27 protein-coding genes and 1 tRNA gene are annotated in these 25,501 nt (G+C 45.9%); 22 read left to right on the plus strand and 6 right to left on the minus strand.

Annotated features, from left to right (window positions below):
• The first annotated feature begins 156 nt into the window (after positions 1–156).
• Genes HUN05_16970 through HUN05_16985 form a run of 4 tightly spaced genes read left to right on the plus strand, consistent with a single transcriptional unit; the run spans position 157 to position 3,842 of the window.
• Positions 157–1,119 (plus strand): Gfo/Idh/MocA family oxidoreductase, encoded by a 963-nt coding sequence (locus HUN05_16970; protein ID WDP86604.1) that lies wholly within the window; start codon positions 157–159, stop codon positions 1,117–1,119.
• Positions 1,116–1,718, plus strand: coding sequence for an N-acetyltransferase (locus HUN05_16975; GenBank protein WDP86605.1), 603 nt, complete (start codon positions 1,116–1,118; stop codon positions 1,716–1,718). Before HUN05_16970 ends, HUN05_16975 begins: the two co-directional genes overlap by 4 nt.
• Positions 1,719–1,752: 34 nt before the next feature.
• Positions 1,753–2,883: a DegT/DnrJ/EryC1/StrS family aminotransferase gene (locus HUN05_16980; protein WDP86606.1), complete on the plus strand. Its 1,131-nt coding sequence runs from the start codon at positions 1,753–1,755 to the stop codon at positions 2,881–2,883.
• A gap of 17 nt (positions 2,884–2,900) precedes the next feature.
• Positions 2,901–3,842, plus strand: coding sequence for a glycosyltransferase family 2 protein (locus HUN05_16985; protein ID WDP86607.1), 942 nt, complete (start codon positions 2,901–2,903; stop codon positions 3,840–3,842).
• Positions 3,843–3,875: 33 nt separating this feature from the next.
• Here HUN05_16985 and HUN05_16990 read toward each other — a convergent pair whose 3' ends face one another.
• The 6 genes from HUN05_16990 to HUN05_17015 are packed head-to-tail and all read right to left on the minus strand — an operon-like array spanning position 3,876 to position 10,720.
• Complete coding sequence (locus HUN05_16990) at positions 3,876–5,279, minus strand: sigma-54-dependent Fis family transcriptional regulator (GenBank protein WDP86608.1); 1,404 nt, start codon at positions 5,277–5,279, stop codon at positions 3,876–3,878.
• 19 nt (positions 5,280–5,298) lie between these two features.
• The gene (locus tag HUN05_16995) at positions 5,299–6,576 is read right to left on the minus strand and encodes a dihydroorotase (GenBank protein ID WDP86609.1); all 1,278 of its coding nucleotides are present in this window, start codon (positions 6,574–6,576) and stop codon (positions 5,299–5,301) included.
• Positions 6,560–7,498: an aspartate carbamoyltransferase catalytic subunit gene (locus HUN05_17000; GenBank protein WDP86610.1), complete on the minus strand. Its 939-nt coding sequence runs from the start codon at positions 7,496–7,498 to the stop codon at positions 6,560–6,562. Before HUN05_17000 ends, HUN05_16995 begins: the two co-directional genes overlap by 17 nt.
• Before the next feature lie 10 nt (positions 7,499–7,508).
• A complete protein-coding gene (gene lepB / locus HUN05_17005; protein WDP86611.1) occupies positions 7,509–8,129 on the minus strand; it encodes a signal peptidase I in 621 nt (206 codons plus the stop codon).
• Between the two features lie 18 nt (positions 8,130–8,147).
• Positions 8,148–9,311 carry a homocysteine biosynthesis protein gene (locus tag HUN05_17010; protein WDP86612.1) on the minus strand — a complete coding sequence of 388 codons (1,164 nt, stop codon included), beginning with the start codon at positions 9,309–9,311 and terminating at the stop codon, positions 8,148–8,150.
• Positions 9,312–9,337: 26 nt separating this feature from the next.
• The gene (locus HUN05_17015) at positions 9,338–10,720 is read right to left on the minus strand and encodes a M23 family metallopeptidase (protein ID WDP86613.1); all 1,383 of its coding nucleotides are present in this window, start codon (positions 10,718–10,720) and stop codon (positions 9,338–9,340) included.
• 254 nt (positions 10,721–10,974) lie between these two features.
• On the opposite strand from HUN05_17015, the gene kdsA reads away from it, so the two are divergent.
• The 18 genes from kdsA (at position 10,975) to ahbD (ending at position 25,422) form a co-directional block, all read left to right on the plus strand.
• Positions 10,975–11,787, plus strand: coding sequence for a 3-deoxy-8-phosphooctulonate synthase (gene kdsA, locus HUN05_17020; protein WDP86614.1), 813 nt, complete (start codon positions 10,975–10,977; stop codon positions 11,785–11,787).
• A gap of 7 nt (positions 11,788–11,794) precedes the next feature.
• Positions 11,795–12,310, plus strand: a complete 516-nt coding sequence (locus tag HUN05_17025) for an HAD-IIIA family hydrolase (protein ID WDP86615.1) — start codon at positions 11,795–11,797, stop codon at positions 12,308–12,310.
• Positions 12,307–12,885 (plus strand): LPS export ABC transporter periplasmic protein LptC, encoded by a 579-nt coding sequence (lptC, locus tag HUN05_17030; protein ID WDP88112.1) that lies wholly within the window; start codon positions 12,307–12,309, stop codon positions 12,883–12,885. The genes HUN05_17025 and lptC overlap by 4 nt, the downstream gene beginning before the upstream one ends.
• A complete protein-coding gene (locus HUN05_17035) occupies positions 12,863–13,426 on the plus strand; it encodes a hypothetical protein (protein ID WDP86616.1) in 564 nt (187 codons plus the stop codon). Before lptC ends, HUN05_17035 begins: the two co-directional genes overlap by 23 nt.
• Positions 13,426–14,148: an LPS export ABC transporter ATP-binding protein gene (lptB, locus tag HUN05_17040; GenBank protein WDP86617.1), complete on the plus strand. Its 723-nt coding sequence runs from the start codon at positions 13,426–13,428 to the stop codon at positions 14,146–14,148. Before HUN05_17035 ends, lptB begins: the two co-directional genes overlap by 1 nt.
• 1 nt (position 14,149) lies before the next feature.
• On the plus strand, positions 14,150–15,592 hold the full coding sequence (gene rpoN, locus HUN05_17045) for an RNA polymerase factor sigma-54 (protein ID WDP86618.1): 1,443 nt from the start codon (positions 14,150–14,152) through the stop codon (positions 15,590–15,592).
• Between the two features lie 10 nt (positions 15,593–15,602).
• Positions 15,603–16,142, plus strand: a complete 540-nt coding sequence (raiA, locus tag HUN05_17050) for a ribosome-associated translation inhibitor RaiA (protein WDP86619.1) — start codon at positions 15,603–15,605, stop codon at positions 16,140–16,142.
• A gap of 8 nt (positions 16,143–16,150) precedes the next feature.
• Positions 16,151–16,609 (plus strand): PTS sugar transporter subunit IIA, encoded by a 459-nt coding sequence (locus tag HUN05_17055; GenBank protein ID WDP86620.1) that lies wholly within the window; start codon positions 16,151–16,153, stop codon positions 16,607–16,609.
• A 2-nt stretch (positions 16,610–16,611) separates the two neighbouring features.
• Positions 16,612–17,490, plus strand: a complete 879-nt coding sequence (rapZ, locus tag HUN05_17060; protein ID WDP86621.1) for an RNase adapter RapZ — start codon at positions 16,612–16,614, stop codon at positions 17,488–17,490.
• Positions 17,487–17,900 carry a PTS sugar transporter subunit IIA gene (locus HUN05_17065; protein ID WDP86622.1) on the plus strand — a complete coding sequence of 138 codons (414 nt, stop codon included), beginning with the start codon at positions 17,487–17,489 and terminating at the stop codon, positions 17,898–17,900. Before rapZ ends, HUN05_17065 begins: the two co-directional genes overlap by 4 nt.
• 40 nt (positions 17,901–17,940) lie before the next feature.
• On the plus strand, positions 17,941–18,948 hold the full coding sequence (gap, locus tag HUN05_17070) for a type I glyceraldehyde-3-phosphate dehydrogenase (protein WDP86623.1): 1,008 nt from the start codon (positions 17,941–17,943) through the stop codon (positions 18,946–18,948).
• A gap of 14 nt (positions 18,949–18,962) precedes the next feature.
• A complete protein-coding gene (locus HUN05_17075) occupies positions 18,963–19,718 on the plus strand; it encodes a triose-phosphate isomerase (protein WDP86624.1) in 756 nt (251 codons plus the stop codon).
• Between the two features lie 9 nt (positions 19,719–19,727).
• Complete coding sequence (gene secG, locus HUN05_17080; GenBank protein WDP86625.1) at positions 19,728–20,015, plus strand: preprotein translocase subunit SecG; 288 nt, start codon at positions 19,728–19,730, stop codon at positions 20,013–20,015.
• A gap of 19 nt (positions 20,016–20,034) precedes the next feature.
• A tRNA-Leu gene (locus HUN05_17085) sits at positions 20,035–20,119 on the plus strand.
• Between the two features lie 284 nt (positions 20,120–20,403).
• Positions 20,404–22,149 (plus strand): AAA family ATPase, encoded by a 1,746-nt coding sequence (locus tag HUN05_17090; GenBank protein WDP86626.1) that lies wholly within the window; start codon positions 20,404–20,406, stop codon positions 22,147–22,149.
• On the plus strand, positions 22,146–23,336 hold the full coding sequence (gene ahbC / locus HUN05_17095; protein WDP86627.1) for a 12,18-didecarboxysiroheme deacetylase: 1,191 nt from the start codon (positions 22,146–22,148) through the stop codon (positions 23,334–23,336). The genes HUN05_17090 and ahbC overlap by 4 nt, the downstream gene beginning before the upstream one ends.
• Positions 23,336–24,310 (plus strand): porphobilinogen synthase, encoded by a 975-nt coding sequence (hemB, locus tag HUN05_17100; GenBank protein ID WDP86628.1) that lies wholly within the window; start codon positions 23,336–23,338, stop codon positions 24,308–24,310. The genes ahbC and hemB overlap by 1 nt, the downstream gene beginning before the upstream one ends.
• The gene (ahbD, locus tag HUN05_17105) at positions 24,310–25,422 is read left to right on the plus strand and encodes a heme b synthase (GenBank protein WDP86629.1); all 1,113 of its coding nucleotides are present in this window, start codon (positions 24,310–24,312) and stop codon (positions 25,420–25,422) included. Before hemB ends, ahbD begins: the two co-directional genes overlap by 1 nt.
• The last annotated feature ends 79 nt before the right edge of the window (positions 25,423–25,501 follow it).

A 25,501-nucleotide genomic window follows, 5' to 3' on the forward strand; every position in this document is an offset into this window, starting at 1 on the left:
TTGAATGAAAAGCAAATCTGCTGGACCGGAACCTGCATAGTAAAACACGTATGATTCTGCCGGGCAAATCGTTCAAACTTAAAATTCATCACAGGCGGATTCATATTTTGCAGTTTATAAAAAAAAAGAAAAAATAAAATCAATCAGGAGAAAAAAATGAAAAATAACTTTGCCTTGATCGGAACCGGAGGATATGTGGCGCCAAGGCATATGAAAGCCATTACAAGTACAGGGAACAACTTGGTGGCTGCCCTTGATAAACACGATTCAGTCGGTGTCCTGGACAGTTTTTCCTATGATATTTCATTTTTTACGGAGTTTGAACGATTTGACAGGCATGCTGAAAAACTTCGAAGACTTGGACAAGATAAAAGAATTCATTATGTCAGCATTTGTTCCCCAAATTATCTCCATGATGCCCATATCCGGTTTGCATTGAGAATCGGTGCCCATGCCATCTGTGAAAAACCTCTGGTCTTAAATCCTTGGAATTTAGATGCCATTGAACTCATGGAAAATGAAACCGGACAAAAAGTGTTCAATGTGCTTCAATTAAGGGTTCATCCTTCAATCATTGCTTTAAAAAAATCATTTGATCAGATAAAAATCAAAGAAAAAAAAGAAATCACCCTGACCTATATCACCTCGAGGGGCAAATGGTACTTTACCTCCTGGAAAGGGGATACGTCAAAGTCAGGTGGGATTGCCACCAATATCGGTATTCATTTTTTTGATATGCTCATCTGGATTTTTGGTGAAGTAAAGTATTCTGAGCTCCATTTGTCAGACCCTAAAAAAATGGCCGGATTCATGGAACTTGAAAATGCCCGGGTCAAATGGTTTTTATCAGCAGATCATGGGGACCTGCCCGCACAGGCCGTGGAAAAAGGCTCCCTTACCTTTAGATCCATTACCGTGGATGACTCAGAAGTTGAATTTTCAGGCGGGTTTACCGATCTTCATACCCTGGTTTACCAGGATATCCTTAAGGGAAACGGATATGGTATCAAGGATGCCAGGGCCTCTTTGGAACTGGTTGCAGGATTTAGAGGCAAAATCCCCAAAATTCAAGACCCCCGACATTGCCACCCGTTTCTTAAAAAAAAAGGAGAGATATGAGTCAATATTTTGTTCACAAATCCGCCTTTGTTGATGAGGGAGCCATCATCGGCAAGGGAACTAAAATCTGGCATTTTTCCCACATCCTTTCCGGGGCAAAAATCGGAGATGGATGCAGTCTCGGCCAGAACACTTGCATATCAGGTAATGTTGTCATTGGAAATAATGTCAAGATCCAGAACAATGTCTCTGTATACGAAGGGGTTGTTATTGAAGATGATGTATTTTTAGGTCCCTCCTGTGTATTGACAAATGTAACCAACCCAAGATCTGAAATTTCCAGAAAACATTTATATCAAAAAACCCGAATAAAAAAGGGGGCCAGTATCGGGGCCAATGCCACCATTGTCTGCGGGGTGACCATCGGCAGATTTGCCTTTGTGGCTGCAGGAGCGGTTGTGGCAACGGACATTCCCGATTATGCTCTGGTCATGGGTGTTCCTGCCCGAAAGGTCTGCTGGATTTCCAGACATGGTCACAGGATGGACAAGGCCGATCATAACGGAATTTATATTTGCCCTGAATCCAAACTCAGATATAAGGTCTCACCCGATCAAACCCTTGTTTGTATTGATCTGGATGAAAATAAACGTCTTTAACCATTATTTAAATTGCCAAAAAGAGAATTAATCCATGAACCCCCCTATTTCTTTTGTTGATTTAAAAGCCCAGAATAATCTTATTGGAGATAAAATCAAACAAGCCATGGATGATGTGGTCACCCACGGTAAGTTTATCATGGGACCTGAAGTCCTTCTTTTGGAAGAAAAATTATCCCTATTTACAAAAGCCAAATACGTCATATCCTGCTCTTCTGGAACCGATGCTTTGTTAATGGCCTTGATGTCGATCGGAATTAAACCTGGCGATCATGTTTTGACCACCCCTTTTACCTTTATTGCCACGGCAGAAGTCATCTGTATGCTCGGCGCTATCCCCGTGTTTGTGGACATTGACAAAAAAACTTTTAATATCAGTCCTGAAAAACTTGAACAAACATTGGACCGGTGCCAGGGTCATCCAAAGCATTCGTTTAACCCCAGATGCATTATTCCTGTGGACATATTCGGGCTTTTGGCTGATTATGAAGCCATAAATAAAATTGCAAAACAGCATGGGCTCGTTGTGATTGAAGATGCCGCCCAAAGCCTTGGGGCAAGCTTTAAGGATAAGATGGTCGGCAGCCTCTCCAAGATTGCCGGAACCAGTTTTTTTCCTGCCAAACCCCTGGGCTGCTATGGAGACGGCGGTGCCGTGTTTACCAATGACAAAGCACTTGCCCAAACCCTTTTATCCATTCGTGTCCATGGAAAAGGTCAAAATAAATATGACAACATCAGAGTGGGGATCAACGCAAGGATGGACACCCTGCAGGCGGCCGTACTTTTAGAAAAATTGAAAATATTTGAATCAGAACTTGGTCGGAGGCGAAAAATTGCATCCATCTACCAAAAACTGCTGAAAGATGAGATCCGCATCCAAAAGTTCCAGGACCCAGGTCAAAGTGCATGGGCCCAGTTTTCCATTGTTTCAGAGCGCAGAGCTGCCATTGCCCAGGCATTGGACAAGAATGCGATTCCATGGGCTATATACTATCCCAAACCCCTTCATCTTCAGACCGCCTTTTCCCGGCTTGGATACAAACCAGGAGATTTTCCCGTGTCAGAATATCTGTGCAAAAACATTTTAAGCATACCTGTCCATCCCTATATGACAGATGACCAGGTTCAGTTCATTGCAGACACCATTAACAAGGCATTTTAAGGTTCAAGGAAAAAAATATGTATAAAAATCACACCCTGTGCGCCGTCATTCCCTGCTATAACGAAGAGACCCAGATCCAAATAGTAGTTGAGACCATGCCCGACTACGTGGACGTTATTGTGATTATAGATGATCTAAGCACGGACCGTACGGTGGACAGAGTGAAAAAAATTATGCTCAATCATCCAAAAGTTGTCCTGATAGAGCATGAAACCAACCAGGGTGTGGGGGGCAGCATTGCCACAGGTTATAAATGGGCCAGGGACCATCAAATGGATATGGCCGTGGTCATGGCAGGGGACGGTCAGATGAATCCTGATGATCTGCCTGCCCTGGTTGACCCTATCGTGGAAGAAAAGGCGGATTATACCAAGGGCAACCGCCTGTTTACCGGTGAAGCATTCACCAAAATTCCTAAAATCAGATATTTTGGGAACAGTATCCTGTCTTTACTGACCAAAATTGCTTCAGGATATTGGCAAATTGCAGATTCCCAGTCCGGCTATACCGTGATCAATAAAAAGGCTTTGGCCGCCATTGACTGGGACAAAATGTACAAACGCTACGGCCAGCCCAATGATGTATTGGTCAGGCTGAACGTTGAAAATTTCAAGGTTCTGGATATCCCTGTGGAGCCGGTTTATAATATCGGAGAAAAATCCGGCATTAAAATCCATCGGGTCATCTTCAGCATCGGGTGGCTGCTGGTCAAATTGTTTGCATGGCGGATGAAGGAAAAGTATATTATCCGTGACTTTCACCCTCTGGTCTTTTTTTATTTTCTGGGAATTCTTTCCGGAATCGCTTCTGCACTTCTGTTTGTACGGCTTTTTATCATGTGGTATATGAACGGCCAGATCCCATCCATTAATGCATTGGCTGCCATGGTCTCTTTTCTCAGTGCCAGCCAGTTCACCCTGTTTGCCATGTGGTTTGATATGGAGGCCAATAAAAAATAGCCCGATTTTATATTTTTAAATCGGAAAGAAACCCTAATCGCTGTCAGGCTCGGTTTCCATCTTGTCCAGACGGTACCGAAAAGACCGCATGCTCAAGTTGAGGTATTCGGCTGCCTTTTTTTTGTTCCCGCCGGACAATTCCATGGCCTTTTCAAGATAGGCAGACTCAATACTGGCAAGGACTTCATCCAGATTTACCCCGCTTGCCACATCATCTAAATCAAACCGATTTCCCTTGATCCCTTCTATCCATCTTCTTTTTTTATGCATGGAAATGGTCAGGCTTTCGGGCAGAATAATATTGGTTGAAGAAAGCGCCACAGATCGTTCAATCAAATTTTCAAGTTCCCTGACATTGCCGGGAAAAGAATATTTATTTAAAAAATCAATGGCATAGGAGGAAAGCTTGACAATGTCTTTGCCCAGTTTTGTTGAGTATTTTTCAGCAAAATGGGCAGATAAAAGTTCAATATCCCCTTTTCTGTTTCTCAGGGGCGGAACCTTTATGGGGATCACATTGAGGCGGAAAAAAAGATCTTCCCTGAAATTGCCCTCAATGACTTCCTGCTCCAATTTTTTATTGGTTGCAGATATGATCCTGACATCCACATCGATTTCCGCTGTACCGCCCACGGGTTTGAATCGGGTCTCCTGAACAGCCCTGAGCAATTTCACCTGGAGAAAGGTGGACAATTCACCAATTTCATCAAGAAAAATCGTGCCCTTGTTAGCCGCCTGAAACAATCCTTGTTTATCGCTGATCGCCCCGGTGAATGAGCCTTTGACATGGCCGAAAAATTCACTTTCCATAAGGGTGTCAGGAATCCCCCCGCAATTGACCACCACAAAGGGATTATCCCTGCGGTCGGAATTTTCATGGATGGCCCTGGCAATGAGTTCTTTGCCCGTGCCGCTCTCCCCTGTGATCAGAACATTGGTCTTGGTGGGCCCGATCTGACGGATCCGTGTGTAAATACCCTGCATGCCCGGGCTGTTGCCGATAATCTGGTTAAAATGAACATGGGTTTTAAGCTCTGAAGACCGTCTTTCCTTTTCATGCTCAAGCGTTCTAAGTTCAAGGGCCTTGGCAATAGTCTGGCGCAATTCGTTATTGTCAAAAGGCTTGGGCACAAAATCATATGCCCCTTCGTTCATGGCTTCCACGGCAATTTCTGTGGTGGAATAGGCTGAAATCATGATAACAACGGTTTCAGTATTTTCCTTTTTAACGGCCCGGAGCACATCCAGTCCGGTGATATCACCCAGACGGATATCTGTGAGCACAAGGTCATAGGTCTTTTTTTGAATTTTTTTTAAGGCCTGGTTCCCGTTTTTGGCCAAAGAAACCTTATACCCCTGCTTGGAGAGCAGCATGTCCAAGAACTCACGCATGCTGATTTCATCGTCTACCACTAAAATGCTGTGCTTGTGTTCCATGGTCCCCTTGTCCTGCACCCTAAATTTTTGAATGAACGATTCTGCCGTCAACCAGAGTCATCACCGCCTGCCCCCTGACCTTGAGGCCTGCAAACGGGGTGTTGCGGCTTTTGGAAATAAAGGTATCAGGATTGATGATAAGATCAGAGTCAAGGTCAATGAGGGTCAAATCGGCAGCATTTCCCGGTGTTATATCATTGCTAAGACCCATGAGCTGTGCCGGTGCCTTGGCCATTTTTTTTACCAGGGTGTTTAAAGAAAGATGGCCGTCCAAAACCAGTTTTAACGACAGGGGCAAGGCCGTTTCCAGTCCGATAATCCCAAAGGCGGCCCGGTCAAACTCCACATCTTTTTCATCTGCATTATGGGGGGCATGATCTGTGGCGATCATGTCAATTGTACCGTCCTTAAGCCCTTCTATGATGGCCTGTCTGTCCTTTTCAGACCGCAGGGGCGGATTCATCTTATAGTGAGTGTCATATGGGGGGATATCCTGGTCAGTGAGTGTAAAATAATGGGGTGCGGTTTCACAGGTGACATTCACTCCCCGTTTTTTGGCCTGGCGTATGGCCTCAATGGACTCTTGTGTGCTCATATGACAAAAATGAACTCTTGAGCCGGTGAGTTCGGCAAGGGCAATGTCCCTGCAGACCATGATGGATTCGGCAGCATTGGGGATTCCTTTGATGCCCAAAATGGTTGCAGGCAGTCCTTCATTCATGGCCCCCCCATTGACCAGATCCTTGTCTTCTGCATGAACAAGCACGGGAAGATCCATGCTTTTGCAGTATTCCAAGGCCCGTCTCATCAATTGGGCGTTTTTCACGGGCAGACCGTCATCGGTCACCGCCCGGATGCCGGCCTGCTTCATGTCAAAAATTTGGGCCAGATTGGTGCCGCAGGAGCCTTGTGAGATGGCGCCGGCCGGATAAACCTTGGCGGATTTCGCCCGTTTGCCCTGGCTGATGATAAAGGTGGTGACCTGGCCGTTGTCATTGACAGGCTGGGTATTGGGCATGGAACACACCGCTGTGAATCCGCCTGCGGCTGCAGCACAAAGCCCGGACGCAACGGTTTCCTTATACTCTTGTCCTGGTTCCCTTAAATGAACATGGACATCGATCAACCCGGGAACGGCAATCAATCCTTTTGCATCAATCACCTGGGTATCGGGTTCAATCGCATGGGAATCCGGGGTCAGGATCTGTTCAAAAAATCCATCTTTAATGAGAATATCCTTGGATTCATCCAAATTGCCCGGGTCCACTACCCTTGCCCCTTTAATCAGTATCTGCATGTCTGCTGCCTCCTGCCAAAAGATAGAACAGCGCCATACGCAATGCCACGCCATTGGTGACCTGGTCCAAAATCATTGAACAATCTGAATCTGCAATATCACTTGAAATTTCAACCCCCCGGTTCATGGGCCCCGGGTGCATGACCATTACGTCCGGGCTTGCCAGCGCTATCCTTTTTTTGTTGAGCCCGTAAAGGCTTGCATATTCACGTTCGCTGGGAAAAAGCATATTTCCCTGGCGTTCTTTTTGAATTCTGAGCATCATGATGACATCGGCATCTTTGACACAGGATTCCATGTTTTTTGCCACTGTGCAGCCCATGTTTTCGATGCCCATGGGGATCATGGTTTCAGGGGCGCAGACCCGGACATTGGCCCCCATTTTGGACAGGCCTACAATATCGGACCTGGCCACCCGGGAATGGGAAATATCCCCGACAATGGATATGTTAAGCCCTTTAAGACATCCTTTTTTTTCTTTTATGCTCATCATGTCCAAAAGGGCCTGGGAAGGATGGGCATGGGTGCCGTCGCCTGCATTGATCACCGAACAATTTACCCGTTGGGAGACCTGAAAAGCAGCCCCTGATGAAGAATGCCGCATGACAATCACGTCCGGCTTCATGGCCTCAAGATTTTTGGCCGTGTCAATAAGGGTCTCTCCCTTGACAATGGAAGATGAGCTTTTTGCAATGGACACGGTATCTGCAGACAGCCGTTTTGCAGCCAGTTCAAAGGAAAGTTTTGTCCGGGTCGAGGGTTCTTGAAAAAACAATACAATGGTTTTACCCCTGAGGGTCGGTACTTTTTTGACAGGCCGTTCTGAAACCTCTTTCATCCCAAAGGCCGTATCCAGAATCATTGAAATCTGGTCTTGGCTTAAACTGTGGATATCCAGAATATTTTTCTTTTCAAACCGCATAGCGTTGTCCTTAAAATAAAAGATTACCGATTCGGTTCCACCGGATTCCGAAACGATCCTTGTTCCAGGACCAATAAATCATAAAGGCCTCTCCTTTGACCTGGCGAAGATCAACAAATCCCCAAAACCTTGAATCGTGACTGTTGTCCCTGTTATCTCCCATGACAAAGATCTTTTTGGGCGGTATGGTTATTTTTTTCATATTGTCCCGGGTGGTATACTGGCCCGGGATAATCCTGTCGTCTCGGTAGACCGCCCATGGCTGGTCAACAATACGCTTGTCATTGACGTAAAGCTGTTTGTCCACAATCTCAACCGTATCCCCTCCCACGGCAATCACCCGTTTAATATAATCTTTGGACGGGTCTTCTGGATATTCAAAAACCACAATATCTTCTTTTTGGGGATTTTTGCCCAGGATCAGGGTTTTGCCATGGGTAAATGGAATTTTAACCCCGTAGATGAATTTATTGACCAGGATCTGATCTCCGATCTGAAGGGTTTCAAGCATTGAGCCCGAGGGGATTTTAAAGGCCTGGACAATGAAAGTCCGAATAAATAAGGCAATGATAATAGCAATGACAATGGCCTCTATATTCTCACGCCAGACGTTCTTCTTTTTAGATTTCATCTTGATTTCTTTTCAATTTTAACAGAACAGGTGCTGGGGATGTCCGATAAAAAACCTGGACCGCTGGATTTCAAGTTTAAGTATATCTGCAATTTTTCTTGCCTTTACCATGGAGGAAAGCGGCACCGTTGGCACGGTTTTGCCCTTGACCATAATGGTTCCACTTTTTAGCTCATCATAGCTGACCTGGCCGTAGGATTTGGAAATCGCCCGGGGATAATCATACCCGTAATCCACAATCTGTGTAAAAATTTCCTTGTCCGATACGGAGGTGAATTTTAAAATTTCTTCGTTTAATATGGGGATGGGGATGCCCACGCCCACAGAAAGGGAGACCCCGTATCCTCTAATGCTCTGGCCCACGAGCCAGTCCGGGGACATCTGTTTTAAATCGCCTGTCAGCGCCAATGTACCTGCCGCACTCAACGGGACCCCGTTAAGTCCGCGCTCCACCTCTTTTTTATGCTGGGTACCGGTCCAGGTCACATACCCCTGGGCCCCGCCAAGAAAAATCCGGGTGCCCACACCAATGGTTTTTAAATACGGGTCATTGAACAAGGGGCTGAGTTCACCTGAAGTAGAGTAATTGGCATTGCCCATATTGGATTTCAAAGTTCCCATATAGGTGTACTTGACCCTGTCGGCCCGGTTAATTGCGCAATTATAGTTTTGGTAACAATTTCTGGGATTGCAGAGCATGGCATTGGGAAGATCTTTTAAGGTGACCATTTTCTCAATTTTTAAATTGGGATAACAGTCTGTACCGTAACTTTCGGCACGCAAATGAACTTCTTTGCCCGCCACAAGATCCTGGATCACATGCCCCCCCCCATAGTTGAATTCCCCTGGGTGGTATTTGTTAAGCGGGTCGTTATCACAGGTCTGGGTGGCCCCAAGATAGCAGTCCACAGCCGCAATTCCAGAATAGGCCGGCACGTTGTTAAACCATGTTTTGGTGGTTCTGACCAAGGGGTTTGACTGGCCGATATTGATAAAGGCCCCGGAAGAACACATGGGTGCAAAGGTGCCTGTGGTCACCACATCGACTTTTTTTGCAGCTTCCACCACCCCTTGTTTTTGAGCAATGTCAATAATCTCTTCGGCGGTCACCACCACAGCCTCGCCCTTGGCAATTTTATCATTTATCTCTTGGTATGTTTTATTAACCTGATACTGGCTCATTTTGTGAATTATCCCGATTATAAATTCTAGTTGGCCTGGTTTTCCACAGCCGCTATTTTTGAGGTAATATTATGCTTGATCCAGGTGCTGTCCCACCATTCCAAAGGATTGACAAATACATTGTTTACAATCATGGAAAAATGAAGATGATCCCCGCCTGCAAGGCCGGTAAGCCCGGTATTTCCGATAATATCCCCCTTGGACACCTCATCCCCCTCTTGTACCCGTATGTCACTTAAATGGGCATAAAGACTTGCAAGGCCAAATCCATGATCAATGATCACGGTATTGCCGAATATGCCCACATCCCGGGTCATGATCACTCTGCCCCCATTGGCTGCGGCCACCTTAGCATTTGAGGTTGAGGCAAGATCCACCCCCATGTGAACCGCCCGGTCAATTTCGCGGCCCCGGTGCTTGTAAATTCTTCGATCTGCAAATCCTGCACGGTTGGCAGCTGCCGCAAGGCGGACAAAGCGTCCCTCCCACATCAACTGGCCCACAGTATCTTGGGGAACGGCTAAAACCGTGTTTACATTTTTCTCTCTCAATACTTTATTGACGTATAAAAACTTGTTCAAAAGCGAGTGCTTGCCGGTTGAAAGGCTCTGCTCTTTTTCCGGTCCAATATCAATATCAGGCACTTTTCTTTCTAAAAAACGGTCAGAGATGTTGAGCACATCTGTTTTAAAATTTTTATCGCTGATGTAGTGGTGAAACCCTCGTTTGGAAACATTTCCAGCAGGATCTGTCGCCTTGACAAAAATACGGGTGCCAGGTCCCTGATGGTGGTCCAGGGCAAAAAAGGAGGCAAAGACCGCGGTATCTTTTACAATGCCTGGGTATCCTGGAAAAAAATGCTCGCCAACCATTACCCCGCTTTTTATATTCTCTTCGTTGATTCGGTAGAGGACAAGACCTGTTCCCCCCTTTGTCACATTATGCTGCTGGGATAAAACTCTTATCTGAGGCGGCTTTGTGTCTATGACCACCTGGCGTTCCTCGTAGAATTGATTTCCTTTGTTCCACCCGTGCCAGGAATAATCAAGAATAAGAATACGGATCACCGCGTCTCCATCATTCATACCGTACTTTCTTGATTCAACCGGTATTTTAAAGCTGTCTGTATTTTTTTTCATATCCGAAAACAAGGATAAAATGGATGAAGGGGGATAGGTTTTGTCCAAAAGCACTTTTTCATTCCCATTTTGCATCAAAGAGACCATGACCCGCCTCAGCCCGATTCCCTGGTCCCTGACCGTCAGGTTCATTTCATATGATTTTTTAAGATAATTGGACGGCAGACTGATATCTGCCTGGGGAGCCTTTCCTTCATACTTGTAGAATAACACCCATGCAAGGGGGACCATTACGGCCAGAAACACCAAAACAAAAACTGCTTTTTTCATCAAATAGACCTATTTATTCAAGAGGTTAGAATACTGCAAAAACAAAATCAACATAAAATACCAGCAAAACCCGGACATATCAAGGAATTTTACCCTTCCAGGGAAAACCGGGTCAAAGGATTTCCCATCCCTGTCTTTTTCCATCCAGGCCAATCTATGAAATTTTTATCTGAGGCCATGGTTTAGATTCTTGACTTTTACCCGCCATAACTATAGTTTTACCCCAACATGTCATCATTTTAAGGATATCTCAAATGACCAATTTCTTTTTTAAATTAACCCAGCCCAAACCTTCAGTTTTTTTTCTGATTGCAGGTCCCTGTGTGATTGAAGATTACGATACCAGTTTTAATATTGCCGCCCACCTCAAAGACCTAACCCAGGCGCTGGGAATTCCCTTTATTTTTAAAGCCTCGTTTGATAAAGCCAACCGGACATCTATCCATTCCTTTCGAGGCCCGGGATTTGACAAAGGGCTTGAGATTTTAAAACAGATAAAAACACGATTGAATGTTCCGGTTATCTCAGATATTCATCTGCCGGATCAGGCTGAAAAAGCAGCCCAGGTGCTTGATGTGATCCAGATTCCGGCATTTTTATGCCGGCAGACAGATTTAATTGTTGCCGCCTGTGGTACAGGTAAACCTGTGTCCATTAAAAAGGGTCAGTTTTTATCCCCTTTTGAATGTAAAAACATCATTGCCAAAGCCAAGTCCACTGGTAACCATGATCTGGCCATTACAGAACGGGGCTCAAGTTTTGGGTACAATAACCTTGTGGTGGATTTCAGATCCATTCACATACTCAGTGAAATGGGACTTCCCGTTATTTTTGACGCCACCCACAGTGTTCAGCTGCCCGGCGGCGGCGGGAATGCCTCGGCAGGAGAAAGGCAATTTGTTCCGACCCTTTCCAAGGCAGCCATTGCCGCAGGCGCCCACGGACTTTTTATGGAAACCCATCCAGACCCTGACAAGGCCCTTTGTGACGGACCCAACTCCATGCCCTTGGATGAAATGAAGCCTTTATTGACCACCCTGGCAGCCATTAAACGCGTTGTAAACTAAAATAATCATGAAGAAAAAACTTAAACGTATCTACCTTTTACTGCTGGATGTGGACGGGGTTTTGACCGACGGAAACATTACTTACACAGATTCCGGCGAGCAGATTAAAACCTTTAATTCCAAAGACGGATTAGGCCTTCGCTTGCTCATGGACGCCGGTGTAAATGTCGGTATCGTGACCGGGAGAAGTTCTGGTGCCCTTTTGCACCGATGTAAAAATCTGGGCATTGATATGATCTTTGACGGCATTAAGGACAAGGCCAAGGCGTTTGATGCCATTGTGAAAAAAACAGGAATTTGTGCTGATAACATTGCCTTTGTAGGGGATGATCTTATGGATCTTCCGGCCATGACCCGTGCAGGCGTCAGCTTTACAGTGTCAGATGCTCCTTTGGAAATCAAACAACATGCAGACATCACAACCGACCTGCCCGGCGGGCACGGTGCCGTAAGGCAGGTGTGTGAATCCATTCTTAAGGCCAGGGGGGATTGGGAACATATGGTTTCTCAATTTTTGTCATGACAGGCTCAGGCAAAAAAAAATTCATCCTGCCTCTGGCCCTGATTTTGGGAGCCATTTTTATCGGGCTTGGGATCTTTTACTATGTCAATCATTTACTGACCACCCCCATCACCATTGAAAATATCAATGTGGATGCCAAGGCGGCATTAAAGCTTAATGTTCTTGAGCAGGTCTCCAAAAAGAACGGAATAACCGAATGGAAACTCAAGGCATCCTCTGCCACCTTGCTCAAAGACGAGCAAAAGGCAATTCTCAAAGATGTGGATGTTACTTTTTACACCAAAGAAAAGACCATTGTCCACCTCACCGCAAACCAGGGCGTTTTGAACACCAAAACCCATGATTTAAGCTTTACCGAGAATGTAATCGTCCGTTATCAGGCCTACACTATGAAAAGTGAAACATTGCATTATGACAAAGAACCACATATAATACACACCGATTCAGGGGTGGTGATTGACGATGGCCAATCTGTTCTTGAAGCGGACGCCATGGTAACCAAACTCAATCAGAACCTAATCTTTTTAAAAGGACGTGTAAAAGGAAACTTCAGTGAAAAATTCGATCTACCATAATCCTGGCCTCCCTGGTCTGATCATTTTAGTTTTATCCCTCTGGTTATTTGCTGCCCAGGCGTTTTGCGCCTCAAATGACACAGCAATCTCAGATTCGAATCTTCATGTTGTTTCAGATGAAATGATTGCCGAACAAAACAACTCCATGGTGGAATTTATCGGAAATGTAAAGGCAACAAGGGAAGACTCCATCCTTTTGGCGGATTCTGTAAAGGTTTTTTTTCATACCTCTGAGACCAAAGAAGAGGGACAAAGTAATGTTAAAAAAATTGTGGCCACCGGTAATGTGGAGTATACGGCGGGTGAGCGCAAGGCCTTTGCCGACAAGGCCGTATATACCACCGGAGATGAAATTTTAATACTTACGGGCAAAGCACCCAAACTGATCACGGGTAAAAGCTATGTCACCGGAAAAAAAATTACCCTGTTCAGGCTTGAAGAACGGGTCATGGTAGAAAGCGACGGTCAAAAAAGAGTGCAGGCATTTTTTGATTCCCAGGACCAAAACCAGCCCACAGGCCAACTTAAAAAGAAGAATTAATGAGTCATTTGGTATTGGACAATTTAGTCAAGACCTATTCGGGAAAGACCGTTGTAAACAAGGTCAATCTCACGGTTAAACAAGGAGAGGTAACCGGTCTTCTCGGACCTAACGGTGCCGGCAAAACCACGACCTTTTATATGACCGTCGGCATGATACGGCCAGACGGCGGCAAGGTCTCTTTGGACAAAGAAGAGATCACCCAATACCCTATGTATGTGCGGGCAAGAAAGGGGATCGGCTATCTGCCCCAAGAGTCCTCGATCTTTAAAAAACTAACCGTAAAACAAAATATAACCGCCATACTTGAAGTGCTACCTAAAGACAAAATTTCCATTGAAAAAAAAGCAATTGCCTTGATGGATGAACTCGGGATTCACCAACTGGCTCACCAAAAGGCAGCCTCATTGTCCGGAGGGGAAAGGCGCCGCCTTGAAATCTCAAGGGTTTTGGCCACCAATCCCATGTTTATACTTTTAGACGAACCCTTTGCCGGAATTGATCCGCTGGCCGTAATCGATATTCAGCAAATCATATCCCAGCTGACCCAAAAGGGAATCGGGGTATTGATTTCCGACCATAATGTCAGAGAGACCCTGGGAGTGTGTGATCATGCCTACATCATGAGTCAAGGTGTGGTCATAGAATCAGGTCCTCCTGAGAAAATAATATCAAGTGAAATAGCCAAAAAAATCTATCTGGGAGATAATTTTAAACTTTAGCATGGAACTTGGACTACAACAAAGCCTCACCTTGACCCAGCAGTTGGTCATGACCCCGCAACTACAGCAGGCCATAAAGCTGCTGCAATTGTCCCGGCTCGAGCTTGCCGAAATGATCGAACAGGAGATGGAACAGAACCCGGCTCTTGAGGAAAAGATCATCGATGAGGGATCAGATAACAAAATTACTGCGCAGGAAAATGAGCCTTCAGACCCTGAAAATGAAGCACCTGTCAAGGAAGTGACCATTGAAGAACGGGTGAGATCTGACACGGACTGGGAAAACTATATTAATGAATATAACTCCACAGGCCGGATTTACACGGAATCTGAAAATACAGAAGCCCCTAATTTTGAAGCCTTTACCTCTGAAAAAAAGACCCTGGAGCAACATCTCAAGTGGCAGTTGATGCTTTCGGGACTTGCGCCAGAACAAGAGGCCATCGGTAATCTGATTATTGGTAATCTGAACCGTGACGGATACCTTTGCTCTGATGTTGAAGAACTTGCACAGGCTGCCGGCGCAGAACCTGAGACGGTAACCGGAGTCTTATCACTTCTCCAGACCTTTGATCCTCCGGGGGTCTGTGCCCGGAATTTGTGCGAAACCCTGTTGATCCAGGTAAAACAACTGGGCATTGACAACCATATCATCAATGAAATTATTACCCATCATCTAAAAAATCTGGAAAACAGAAACAGTAAAAAAATAGCAAAAGCCCTTAAAATTTCAACCGATGATGTCCGTGCTGCAGTTAAAATAATCCAGTTTCTTGAACCCAAGCCCGGTCGAAAATTTACCACGGAAGATCCGGCCTATATTACCCCGGATATCTACGTGTACAAGGTCGGAGATGATTTCAAAATCGTTATGAATGATGACGGGCTGCCCAAATTAAGAATTTCCAGGTTCTACAGGGAGGCGGTTGCTGACGGGAAAAAAATCCCCAAGGAGACCAAAGCATATCTGAATGAAAAAATGCAGTCTGCCTCCTGGCTGATCAAAAGCATCCACCAGCGTCAAAAAACCATTTACCTGGTTATGGAGAGCATCATTAAGTTCCAAAGGGAATTTTTTGAAAAAGGGATTGCCTATCTTCGTCCGCTGATCCTCAAGGATATTGCCGAAGATATAGAGATGCATGAATCCACCATCAGCCGGGTGACCACCAATAAGTATGCCTATACCCCCCAAGGTCTTTTCGAGCTTAAATATTTTTTTAACAGCTCAATTGAACGGACCGGCGGGGCATCCATGGCATCGGCAAGCGTCAAGGAGAGGATTCGCCAACTCATTGAAAAAGAAGACCCCAATGCCCCCTTAAGTGACGACAAGATTGCTGCCATACTTCAGGAATCCGATATCCAGATTGCACGCAGAACCGTTGCCAAATACCGGAAGGTCCTCAATATTCTGCCTTCCAATAAACGAAAACAACTATAGGAGATTTTTTATGCAGACAATGGTGACATTTAAAAAAATTGACTCCTCTGATGCGCTCAAGGCATATATCCAAAAAAAACTGGACCGGTTTGACAAAATGCTGGAAAATCCTGCAGAAGCCCATGTGGTGCTGTCTGTTGAAAAGATAAGACATATTGCGGAAATAACCTTGACCTGCGACAAGCTCAATATCCATGCAAAAGAAAAATCCGAAAACATGTATTCATCCATAGACGCGCTTATGGATAAGGTTAAAGCCCAGATCAACAAGCATAAAGAAAAAATTAAACGCCATATGTCCGGCAATAAAAAAAGCCTGAACGACACCTATGAATTCAATCCGACGGTCCCCCAGGCCGGCCCGGACAATATACCCCAAATTATCATTGAACCCATTGATGACAAACCCATGGATATTGAAGATGCGGTTGTAGAACTCAATTCCGGTAAAAAATCCTTTTTTGTTTTCAACAATGCACGCACAGAACAATTAAATGTTGTTTATAAACATAACAATGGAAAGCTGGGCCTGATCCAGCCCAGAGGATAGTTTAGCCAATGAAAATTAGTGAAATTCTGAACAAAGACTCAATTCTTGCCGATCTTGCGGCCGATAACAAAACAGGGGTGATCAGAGAGCTGGCCAATGCCGCAGCCAAGGCTGCAGGTGCACCGACTGAGGAGATTGCCTCTGTGATCATGGAAAGAGAAACATTAGGCTCAACAGGCATCGGCGGCGGCATTGCCATCCCCCATGGAAAATTAGACGGGGTCTCGGATGTGACGGTTGGATTTGGCCTCAGCCGGAAAGGAATCGATTATGATTCTCTTGATAACCAGCCTGTCCACATTTTCTTTCTTCTGCTCACACCGGAAAACAATACCGGCAGCCATTTAAAAGTGCTGGCCCAGATTTCCAAGCTATTAAAAATGGACTCGTTTAAAGACCGCCTCCAAACGGCAGAATCAGCTCAGCAAATCCATGGGATCATCATGGAACAGGACGAAGAGTTCTGATCATGGATCGCCAAAAAGTCTATATCATCACCGGCATTTCAGGATCTGGAAAAACAACGGTGATTCAGGCATTTGAAGATGCCAGCTTTTACTGCATCGACAATATGCCAATGGAACTTTTGCCCAAAGTCCTTGAGCTGCCGTTCAAGGACCACCATGAAGTCAAGGGCGCAGCCTTTGTCATGGACATGAGATCCAAAACCTTTATCAAACATTTTGTTTCAGGAATTTCCGCATTGGAAGAAATGGGGATCACACCCATTATTATTTTTCTTGAAGCAGACGATAAGACCCTGGTGACCCGGTACAGCCAGACCCGGCGCCACCATCCTTTGGACGGTGAAAAAAGCCTTTTAGACAGTATCAGGTCTGAAAAACAAACCATGGAATCAATCAGGACCCTTGCGCATCATATCATTGACACCTCCGCCTATAACGTTCACAAACTCAAGTCTGTCATTCTGGATCTGATCCTGGATAAAACCAGTGTCAGCCTCATGAAGCTCAATATTCTTTCTTTTGGGTATAAATACGGTATCCCATTTGATGCCGACCTTGTGGTGGACTTAAGGTTTCTGGCAAACCCGTATTTTGTGTCTGAACTCAAATCATTGGACGGAGAATCAGCAGCGGTTAAGTCCTACGTTCTGACCCATCCTGAAACCATTCGATTTCTGGATAAATATAATGCATTTATTGACTATTTGATTCCTTTGTATAAAAAAGAAAACAAAGCATATTTAACCCTTGCGCTGGGATGCACCGGCGGCCGTCACAGAAGTGTCGCCATTGCCCGCTCGGTTTTTGAACGACTGGTTCAAAAAAACCTTAACCCCAGTATTATGCACAGGGATATTGACAGGGATATAAAAGAATTATGACAGGAATTTTAATTGTAACCCATGCCGGACTCGGTAAAGCATTAATAGATACCCTTGAATTCATTCTGGGCAAACCCCAGGAGAATCTGATTTCCATTTCCATTGATATTCAGCAAGATCCGGATAACCTGAGAAAAAAAATCAAAAAAGGGATTAAAGAGGTACGGTCCGACGATAAAGTGATCATATTTACCGACATGTTCGGAGGGACCCCGTCCAACCTTGCGTATTCATTTCTAGAGGAGGGACAGGTTGAAGTCATTTCAGGGGTAAATCTTCCCATCCTTATGAAAGCGGTGACATCAAGGGATAAAATGGACATGGAAAAACTGACCCAAACTTTGGTGGAACACGGAAAAAGAAGCATTTCTCTGGCAAGTGATATCTTAAAAGGGACCAAGCGGTCTTAAATTGTCATCGGCATTCAATGCCGGAAAAGGAGAACATCTAATGAGTATAAATATCGGTATCAACGGATTTGGACGAATCGGAAGAATGGTTTTTCGGGCTGCCTTTCAATCCCCAGGCATTGAAATTACGGCCATTAACGACTTAACAGATACAAGGACCATTGCACATTTACTCGAATATGACTCGGTTCACGGCAGACTCGGCAAATCCGTCACTGCGGGTGACGGGTCAATTGAGGTTGACAACAAAGAAATATCGGTGACTGGGTTCAAGGACCCGGGCCAGATTGCCTGGGCAGATGCAGATGTTGACATTGTACTCGAATGCACAGGATTGTTCAGAAATAAAGAAACCGCCTCAAAGCACCTTGAAGGCGGTGCCAAAAAAGTGATTATCTCGGCCCCGGCGGCCGACCCTGACATCACCATTGTCATGGGGGTAAACCACGAGGATTATGATCCGTCTTCCCACCATATTATATCCAATGCCTCATGCACCACAAACTGCCTGGCCCCGGTGGCCAAGGTTCTGCTTGAAAATTTTGGAATTGTCTGCGGACTGATGACCACCATTCACGCATATACAGGAGATCAGCGCCTTCTTGATTTTCCCCACAAGGATCTTCGCAGATCCCGGGCAGCGGCGTTGTCCATGATACCCACCACTACGGGTGCGGCCAAGGCGGTCTCCCTGGTTCTGCCGGAACTTGACGGCAAACTCAACGGATTGGCCGTTCGGGTGCCCACTCCCAACGTCTCCATGGTTGACCTTGTGGTAAACACTGAAAAATCGGATTTGACCGCAGAAACCGTAAACCAGGCCCTTAAAACCGCCTCGGAAACCAATTTATCAGGTATTTTGGGATTCAGTGACCTGCCTTTGGTCTCCATTGATTATAATTCCTGCCCCCTGTCTTCCATTGTGGATGCATCCTGCACCGATGTGATCAACGGCAGCATGGTTAAAATTTACTCTTGGTACGATAATGAGGCTGGATACTCCCACAGAATGATTGATCTTGCCGCCATGGTCGCAAAAGCCCTATAAACCAGGAGGAAAAAATGATCCGTACCCCTTTGATAGCAGGCAATTGGAAAATGTATAAAACAGGGCCTCAAGCCGTTGAAACTGCCTCAAGGCTTGCCACGCTCTGTAAAGATATATCCAATATCGATATAATGATTGCGCCCACCCATCTGTCTTTGCCCCTGGTGGCCCAGGTTCTTCAGGATTCCCGTATAAAACTTGGGGCCCAAAACCTATATTTTGAAAAACAAGGGGCCTTTACCGGAGAGGTTTCGGCAGATATGATCCAGGCAGCAGGCGCCAGCTATGTCCTGATTGGCCACTCCGAACGCCGCCAGTATTTTGGAGATACAGACCAGAGGGTCTGCCAGAAAACACAGGCGGCAATAGATGCCGGCCTGACCCCTGTTGTTTGTATCGGGGAGACAGAAAAAGAGCGGGACCAGGAAAAAACCTTTTTTGTCCTTGACAAACAGGTCTCAGATGGGTTAAAAGGCTTTGTTCTTGAGGAACTTGAGAGCCTTGTTCTTGCCTATGAACCCGTATGGGCCATAGGTACAGGAAAAACCGCCAGCAAAGACCAGGTGGATGAGGTTCATAAATTTTTGAGAAATCTTTTGGAAGAAAAATTTTCCAAAGGGTTTGCCCAAAAAACAAGAATACTTTACGGAGGATCGGTCAATCCTTCCAATGTAAAGGAACTGATGAGTATTGACGATGTTGACGGCGCTCTGGTAGGCGGAGCAAGCCTTGATGCAGATAAATTCATTAAGATAATAAGGTATGAATAAAATATTATTATGACAAGTTTCGTAGTTGCATTACATGTCACGGTCTGTATCCTTTTAATACTCATCGTTCTGCTCCAGACCGGTAAGGGAGCTGAAATGGGCGCCTCCATCGGCGGTGCAGGAAGTCAGGCATTGTTCGGTGCCGCAGGCCCGGCCAATATTTTGACCAAGATTACCACGGCGGTCGCCATTATTTTCATGATCACTTCTCTGAGCCTTGCCTATATATCAGGCCACCAGTCCCAGACCAGTGTGATGAAAGCAACCAGCCAGCCTGTGGAGCAGACAACAGAATAATTTTAAGATATTAAAGCTTGCCGAAGTGGTGGAATAGGTAGACACGCACGCTTGAGGGGCGTGTGGGGCGACCCGTGGGAGTTCAAATCTCCCCTTCGGCACCAATATTCAAAAAGCCGCGGCCTGAAAAGCTTGCGGCTTTTTTGTATTTAGGGCGAGTATGACTCAAAATTTTAAGAAAAATTGTTACCAATGCAAATTTTTCTATGTCACCTGGCAACCCAGCCATCCAAACGGGTGTCGGGCAATGGGATTTAAAACCAAACAACTGCCCAGTGTCGTTGTTTATCAATCCTCTGGAAAACCCTGCCAGCTTTTCCAGAGAAAAAAGACCTGATCATACCGTCCTGCCTTGATTTATGGGAAAGCTGGCTTATAATATTCTATTATGACTTTTAAACAGAGCATTAAGGGCCAAGACCCTAAAAAAATAGAAAAGGAACTTGGAGAATTTTTAAATAAAAAATTTGGCGGCAACGTCAAAATTCTCTCCCCCTCAATTCAACCTCAACAAGACGCTGTATCTGGCAATACGCCCTCCAAAGGGAAAAAAAAACAGGTAGAGTTCAACACCAAGCCGGCAGATCTCATTGCCTATCTTGACCAATACGTGGTCAAGCAGGACAAGGCGAAATCGGTTCTGTCCACAAAGATCTGCACCCATTTCAACCGAATCCGACATCAGGAATCCTTAAAAGAAACCCCGTCCAAAATCACAGGGAATATTAAATCCAATATTCTCATGCTCGGACCCACAGGAATCGGCAAAACATATTTGATAAAACTCATTGCCCAGAAAATTGGGGTTCCCTTTGTTAAGGCCGATGCCACAAAATTTTCCGAAACAGGATATGTGGGCGGGGATGTTGAAGATCTCATCCGGGACCTTGTCAAAGAGGCCAATGATGATATCGATCTGGCCGAATGCGGAATTGTTTATATTGACGAAATTGACAAGATTGCCGCAAGTCCCAATGTTATCGGGGCCCAGGTTTCCCGTACCGGGGTACAGCGGGCTTTGCTCAAACCCATGGAAGAGACGGATGTGGATTTAAAGGTGCCCCATGATCCCGTATCCATGATGCAGGAACTTGAATCCTTCCAGAGGACCGGAAAACGCAGTGATAGAAGGGTCAACACGGGCAATATACTATTTATTCTTTCCGGTGCCTTCTCAGGGCTCACAGATGTAATCAAAAAACGGTTGAGCAGACAGTCCATCGGATTTGGCGCGTCCCTTGCCAAGGCCCACACTCAAATGGACCTGCTCAAGGAGACCCGGTCAGAAGACCTGGTTGCCTATGGATTTGAATCTGAATTCATCGGCAGGGTGCCGGTAAGATGCATCCTGGACACCCTTGAACAAGAGGATCTTTTTGCCATACTTAAAATGCCAAATAACCCGGTTATTTTAAGCAAGCGTCTGGATTTTCAAGCCTATGGCATCAACATTGTATTTACGGATGAGGCTTTGAAAATTCTTGCCCAACTTGCCCATAAGGAAAACACAGGAGCCAGGGGGCTTGTCAGTGTTGTTGAACAACGCTTAATTGATTTTGAGGAAAAACTACCCTCCACCAATATCCGGCAGTTCATTGTCACCCCAGAGGTGATTCATTCACCCCAAAAGGTTTTAAACGCCTTGACCACAGGCCAGGATAAAAAAAAATTCGGATTGGAATATAATACCGCCCTTGCCGATCATAAGGATTATATAACCCAGTATGTAAAAGACAACTGGAAGGTATTTTCCATCCGCCACGGGCTGACCCTGACCGAGATCAGGTCCCAGTTGGTGGCCCAATATTATACAACCCATGTGATGGAAATTGAAGATGCGGTTAAACAAATCAAAAAATTTTATGACAGCATAAAGGAAATTGAAGTTGAGGTATCAAAAAGCTATGATTTAAATGTGCTTTTTGAGGAAGATGCCACAGATTTTCTTATCCAGCAGTTCATTGACCATCGCGCGACCACAGAAGAGATTTTATCCAAAATTTATACTGATTTTTATGACGGATTCAATTTGGTCAGAGAAAAGACAGGAAAATCACGGTTTTTCTTGTCTAAGAATGCCCTTATTGACCATGAGACATACCTTAACGATCTTATCAGGAAAGAATTAAGATGATTGGAATTTCAAAACTTTATTGTGCCACTGTCGAGCCATCCGATACCCTGAGATATTCCAGGGAATCCGGAAAACTGCCCTCCCACCTGCTGCAGTTTTCCATTGATAAAAAACCTGTGGTGGTCTGGAATATGACACGGCGGTGCAACCTTAAATGTGTTCATTGTTATGCCAAATCCGAAGATATCAACTATGACAATGAGCTGAACCATGAACAAAGCCTTGCCATGATGGATGATCTGGCTGAATTTGGTGTGCCTGTACTTCTTTTTTCAGGCGGGGAACCCACCATCCATCCCAGACTTGTGGAGTATGCCCAATATGCCGTTTCCAAAGGCATGCGGGCCGTGATCTCAACCAACGGCACCCTGATTACCAAAGAAAAGGCAAAACAGCTTAAAGAGGTGGGTCTTTCCTATGTGGGCATCAGTTTGGACGGACTTGAAGATACCCATGATAAATTCCGGGGAGTGCCCGGGGCTTTTAAAAAAGCCATGCAGGCGGTTGACAATTGCCAGGAAGTCGGGATCAAGGTGGGGTTGCGCTTTACCATCAACAAACGCAATGTCCAGGATATTGACGGAATTTTTGATCTGCTCGAAGCAAAAAATATTCCCAGGGCCTGTTTTTATCATCTGGTCTATTCAGGCCGGGGCTCTGAAATTGCCAAAGAAGACCTTTCCCACGAAGAAACCAGAAAGGTGCTGGATTTGATCATGGACCGGACCAAAGCCCTCCATGACCGGAATAAACCCAAAGAAGTGCTCACCGTGGACAACCATGCCGACGGCCCATACCTATACCAACGTCTGCTCAAAGAGGATCCTGAACGGGCAGCAGAGGTATTAGAACTTCTTGAGATGAACGAGGGCAACAATTCAGGCCGGGGTATCGGCTGTATTTCCTGGGACGGAGAGGTTCATCCGGACCAGTTCTGGAGGGAAAAATCCCTTGGCAACATCAAGGACAGACCCTTTTCAGAGATCTGGATGGATCCTGAGAATGACTTTCTCATGAAAATGAAAGAAAAGAAAAAACATGTCAAGGGCCGATGCGCTGAATGCCGCTGGCTGGACATCTGTGCCGGGAATTTTCGGGCCCGTGCAGAATCGGTTGCCAATGACCCCTGGGATTCAGATCCAGCCTGTTACCTGACTGACAAAGAGATTAAAAAGGAGGAAGGCTGATGTTATTTCCCGACTACCGGGGCAGACGGCTTAGGGCCACAGATAGTTTCAGACGAATGATCAGGGAGACCCGATTATCTCCGGATGATTTTATCCTTCCGCTGTTTGCCGTTGAAGGCAAGTCAGTTAAACAGCCCATTGAATCCATGCCCGGTCATTTTCAGCTTTCCTGTGACCATATTGTCACCATGGCCCAAAAGGCTAAAGATGCCGGCATTCCGGGCATTATCCTTTTTGGCATTCCTGACAAAAAAGATGAACTGGCGACCCGGGCCTATGCTTCGGACGGTATAGTCCAGAAAGCCATTGCCGAAGTCAAATCCCATGTACCTGAAATATCTGTGATCACAGATGTCTGCCTCTGCGGATATACCGACCATGGCCATTGCGGGGTGGTGGACAAAGGGATCGTTGACAATGACGCCTCTTTGGATCTTTTGGCCAGAACCGCCCTTTCCCATGCAAAGGCCGGCGCAGACATGGTAGCGCCCTCTGACATGATGGACGGACGGGTGGCTGAAATCCGGGGCATGCTCGATGAAGAAGGCTTTTCACATACCCCGATCATGTCCTATGCAGTAAAATATGCCTCGGCCTTTTACGGTCCTTTTCGGCAGGCAGCTGAATCGGCTCCCACCTTTGGTGACAGACGAACCTATCAGATGGATCCTGCCAATGCAGTTGAAGGGATCAGGGAGGCCACCATGGATATAGAAGAAGGGGCAGATATCATCATGGTCAAACCTGCCCTCTCCTACCTGGATATTATCTGCCGCCTTAAAGATGAAATTGACCTTCCCATTGCGGCCTATAACGTATCCGGGGAATATTCGATCATGAAGGCCGGAGAAATGATGGGCTGGGTCGATGCCAAAGCCCTGATTATGGAAACGCTGCTGTCCATTAAACGGGCCGGTGCTGACCTGATTTTGACCTATTCTGCCATTGACGCGGCAAGGGAGCTTAATTCGTGATGACGACATCCCATTCCAGCAACAGCCACCCCCCAAGGCACGGTCATCCGGGTCACACCGGACAAAATAATACATTGCGGCTTGTGGCCTGGGAAACCACCCGGCGGTGCAACCTGTCATGTAAACATTGCAGGGCATTGGCCGAAGACCATCCCTATGAGAATGAACTGTCCACCCAGGACTCGTTTAAACTTCTGGACCAGATCCGACAAGTCGGCACCCCCATTATCATACTCACCGGAGGGGAACCGCTGCTGCGTGATGATATATTTGATATTGCCGCCTATGGAAATAAAATAGGGCTTCGCATGGTCATGGCCCCCAATGGCACCCTGCTCAACCAGGAGAATGTCGCCAAGCTCAAGGCATCGGGGATCAAACGGATCTCAGTCAGCCTAGACGGGGCAAGCCCTGAGACCCACGACGATTTCAGAGGTCTTAAAAATGCCTTTAAACAGACCCTGAAAGGGATTGAAACGGCCAAGGCTGCCGGCCTTGACTTCCAGGTCAATACCACCATTACCAAAACCAATCTGGATGAAATCCCACGCATTCTGGCCCTGGCCGAAGAGTTGGGTGCGGTTGCCCACCATATTTTTCTTCTGGTCCCCACAGGCCGGGGAAAATATATTGTGGATTCAGCCATAGACGCCCAAGAGTATGAAAAAACCTTGAACTGGTTCTATGACCAGCAGTCTAAAACCAAGCTCCAGCTGAAGGCCACCTGTGCCCCTCACTACTATCGAATCTTAAGACAGCGGGCCAAAGCAGACGGCCAAAAAGTCAACTTTGAAACCCATGGACTGGATGCCGTCACCCGGGGCTGTCTTGCCGGCACCGGATTTTGTTTTATCTCCCATGTGGGCCGGGTCCAAACCTGCGGTTTTTTGGATGTGACCTGCGGAGATATCACCCAGCAGACCTTTAAAGAGGTCTGGGAAAATTCTGAGGTCTTTAATAAACTTCGAAATTTTAATAATCTTGAAGGCAAATGCAGCATCTGCGAATTTAAACAGGTCTGCGGCGGTTGCCGTGCCCGTGCCTATGAAGCCACAGGCAGCTATCTTGCCGAAGAACCCCTCTGCTCGTATCAGCCCCGCAAGGCCAAATAAACAAATCTATTCCCCCAAAAAAGGCCCTGTATTTTTTTACAGGGCCTTTTTTAAAAGCCGGACACCCTGTCGGTTTGAA

Source organism: Desulfobacter sp., assembly GCA_028768545.1.
Taxonomy (GTDB): Bacteria; Desulfobacterota; Desulfobacteria; order Desulfobacterales; family Desulfobacteraceae; genus Desulfobacter.

Excerpts from the sequence above, each read along its gene's own strand:
- gap (WDP86623.1), top strand. The coding sequence starts at position 17,941 with ATGAGTATAAATATCGGTATCAACGGATTTGGACGAATCGGAAGAATG.
- HUN05_16995 (WDP86609.1), bottom strand. The coding sequence starts at position 6,576 with ATGCAGATACTGATTAAAGGGGCAAGGGTAGTGGACCCGGGCAATTTG.
- raiA (WDP86619.1), top strand. The coding sequence starts at position 15,603 with ATGCAGACAATGGTGACATTTAAAAAAATTGACTCCTCTGATGCGCTC.
- HUN05_17025 (WDP86615.1), top strand. The coding sequence starts at position 11,795 with ATGAAGAAAAAACTTAAACGTATCTACCTTTTACTGCTGGATGTGGAC.
- lepB (WDP86611.1), bottom strand. The coding sequence starts at position 8,129 with ATGAAATCTAAAAAGAAGAACGTCTGGCGTGAGAATATAGAGGCCATT.
- HUN05_17090 (WDP86626.1), top strand. The coding sequence starts at position 20,404 with ATGACTTTTAAACAGAGCATTAAGGGCCAAGACCCTAAAAAAATAGAA.
- HUN05_17075 (WDP86624.1), top strand. The coding sequence starts at position 18,963 with ATGATCCGTACCCCTTTGATAGCAGGCAATTGGAAAATGTATAAAACA.
- HUN05_16970 (WDP86604.1), top strand. The coding sequence starts at position 157 with ATGAAAAATAACTTTGCCTTGATCGGAACCGGAGGATATGTGGCGCCA.
- HUN05_16985 (WDP86607.1), top strand. The coding sequence starts at position 2,901 with ATGTATAAAAATCACACCCTGTGCGCCGTCATTCCCTGCTATAACGAA.
- HUN05_17000 (WDP86610.1), bottom strand. The coding sequence starts at position 7,498 with ATGCGGTTTGAAAAGAAAAATATTCTGGATATCCACAGTTTAAGCCAA.
- HUN05_17055 (WDP86620.1), top strand. The coding sequence starts at position 16,151 with ATGAAAATTAGTGAAATTCTGAACAAAGACTCAATTCTTGCCGATCTT.
- HUN05_17010 (WDP86612.1), bottom strand. The coding sequence starts at position 9,311 with ATGAGCCAGTATCAGGTTAATAAAACATACCAAGAGATAAATGATAAA.
- HUN05_16975 (WDP86605.1), top strand. The coding sequence starts at position 1,116 with ATGAGTCAATATTTTGTTCACAAATCCGCCTTTGTTGATGAGGGAGCC.
- kdsA (WDP86614.1), top strand. The coding sequence starts at position 10,975 with ATGACCAATTTCTTTTTTAAATTAACCCAGCCCAAACCTTCAGTTTTT.
- lptC (WDP88112.1), top strand. The coding sequence starts at position 12,307 with ATGACAGGCTCAGGCAAAAAAAAATTCATCCTGCCTCTGGCCCTGATT.
- HUN05_16990 (WDP86608.1), bottom strand. The coding sequence starts at position 5,279 with ATGGAACACAAGCACAGCATTTTAGTGGTAGACGATGAAATCAGCATG.
- rpoN (WDP86618.1), top strand. The coding sequence starts at position 14,150 with ATGGAACTTGGACTACAACAAAGCCTCACCTTGACCCAGCAGTTGGTC.
- rapZ (WDP86621.1), top strand. The coding sequence starts at position 16,612 with ATGGATCGCCAAAAAGTCTATATCATCACCGGCATTTCAGGATCTGGA.
- HUN05_17015 (WDP86613.1), bottom strand. The coding sequence starts at position 10,720 with ATGAAAAAAGCAGTTTTTGTTTTGGTGTTTCTGGCCGTAATGGTCCCC.
- hemB (WDP86628.1), top strand. The coding sequence starts at position 23,336 with ATGTTATTTCCCGACTACCGGGGCAGACGGCTTAGGGCCACAGATAGT.
- HUN05_17065 (WDP86622.1), top strand. The coding sequence starts at position 17,487 with ATGACAGGAATTTTAATTGTAACCCATGCCGGACTCGGTAAAGCATTA.
- secG (WDP86625.1), top strand. The coding sequence starts at position 19,728 with ATGACAAGTTTCGTAGTTGCATTACATGTCACGGTCTGTATCCTTTTA.
- lptB (WDP86617.1), top strand. The coding sequence starts at position 13,426 with ATGAGTCATTTGGTATTGGACAATTTAGTCAAGACCTATTCGGGAAAG.
- HUN05_16980 (WDP86606.1), top strand. The coding sequence starts at position 1,753 with ATGAACCCCCCTATTTCTTTTGTTGATTTAAAAGCCCAGAATAATCTT.
- ahbC (WDP86627.1), top strand. The coding sequence starts at position 22,146 with ATGATTGGAATTTCAAAACTTTATTGTGCCACTGTCGAGCCATCCGAT.
- ahbD (WDP86629.1), top strand. The coding sequence starts at position 24,310 with ATGACGACATCCCATTCCAGCAACAGCCACCCCCCAAGGCACGGTCAT.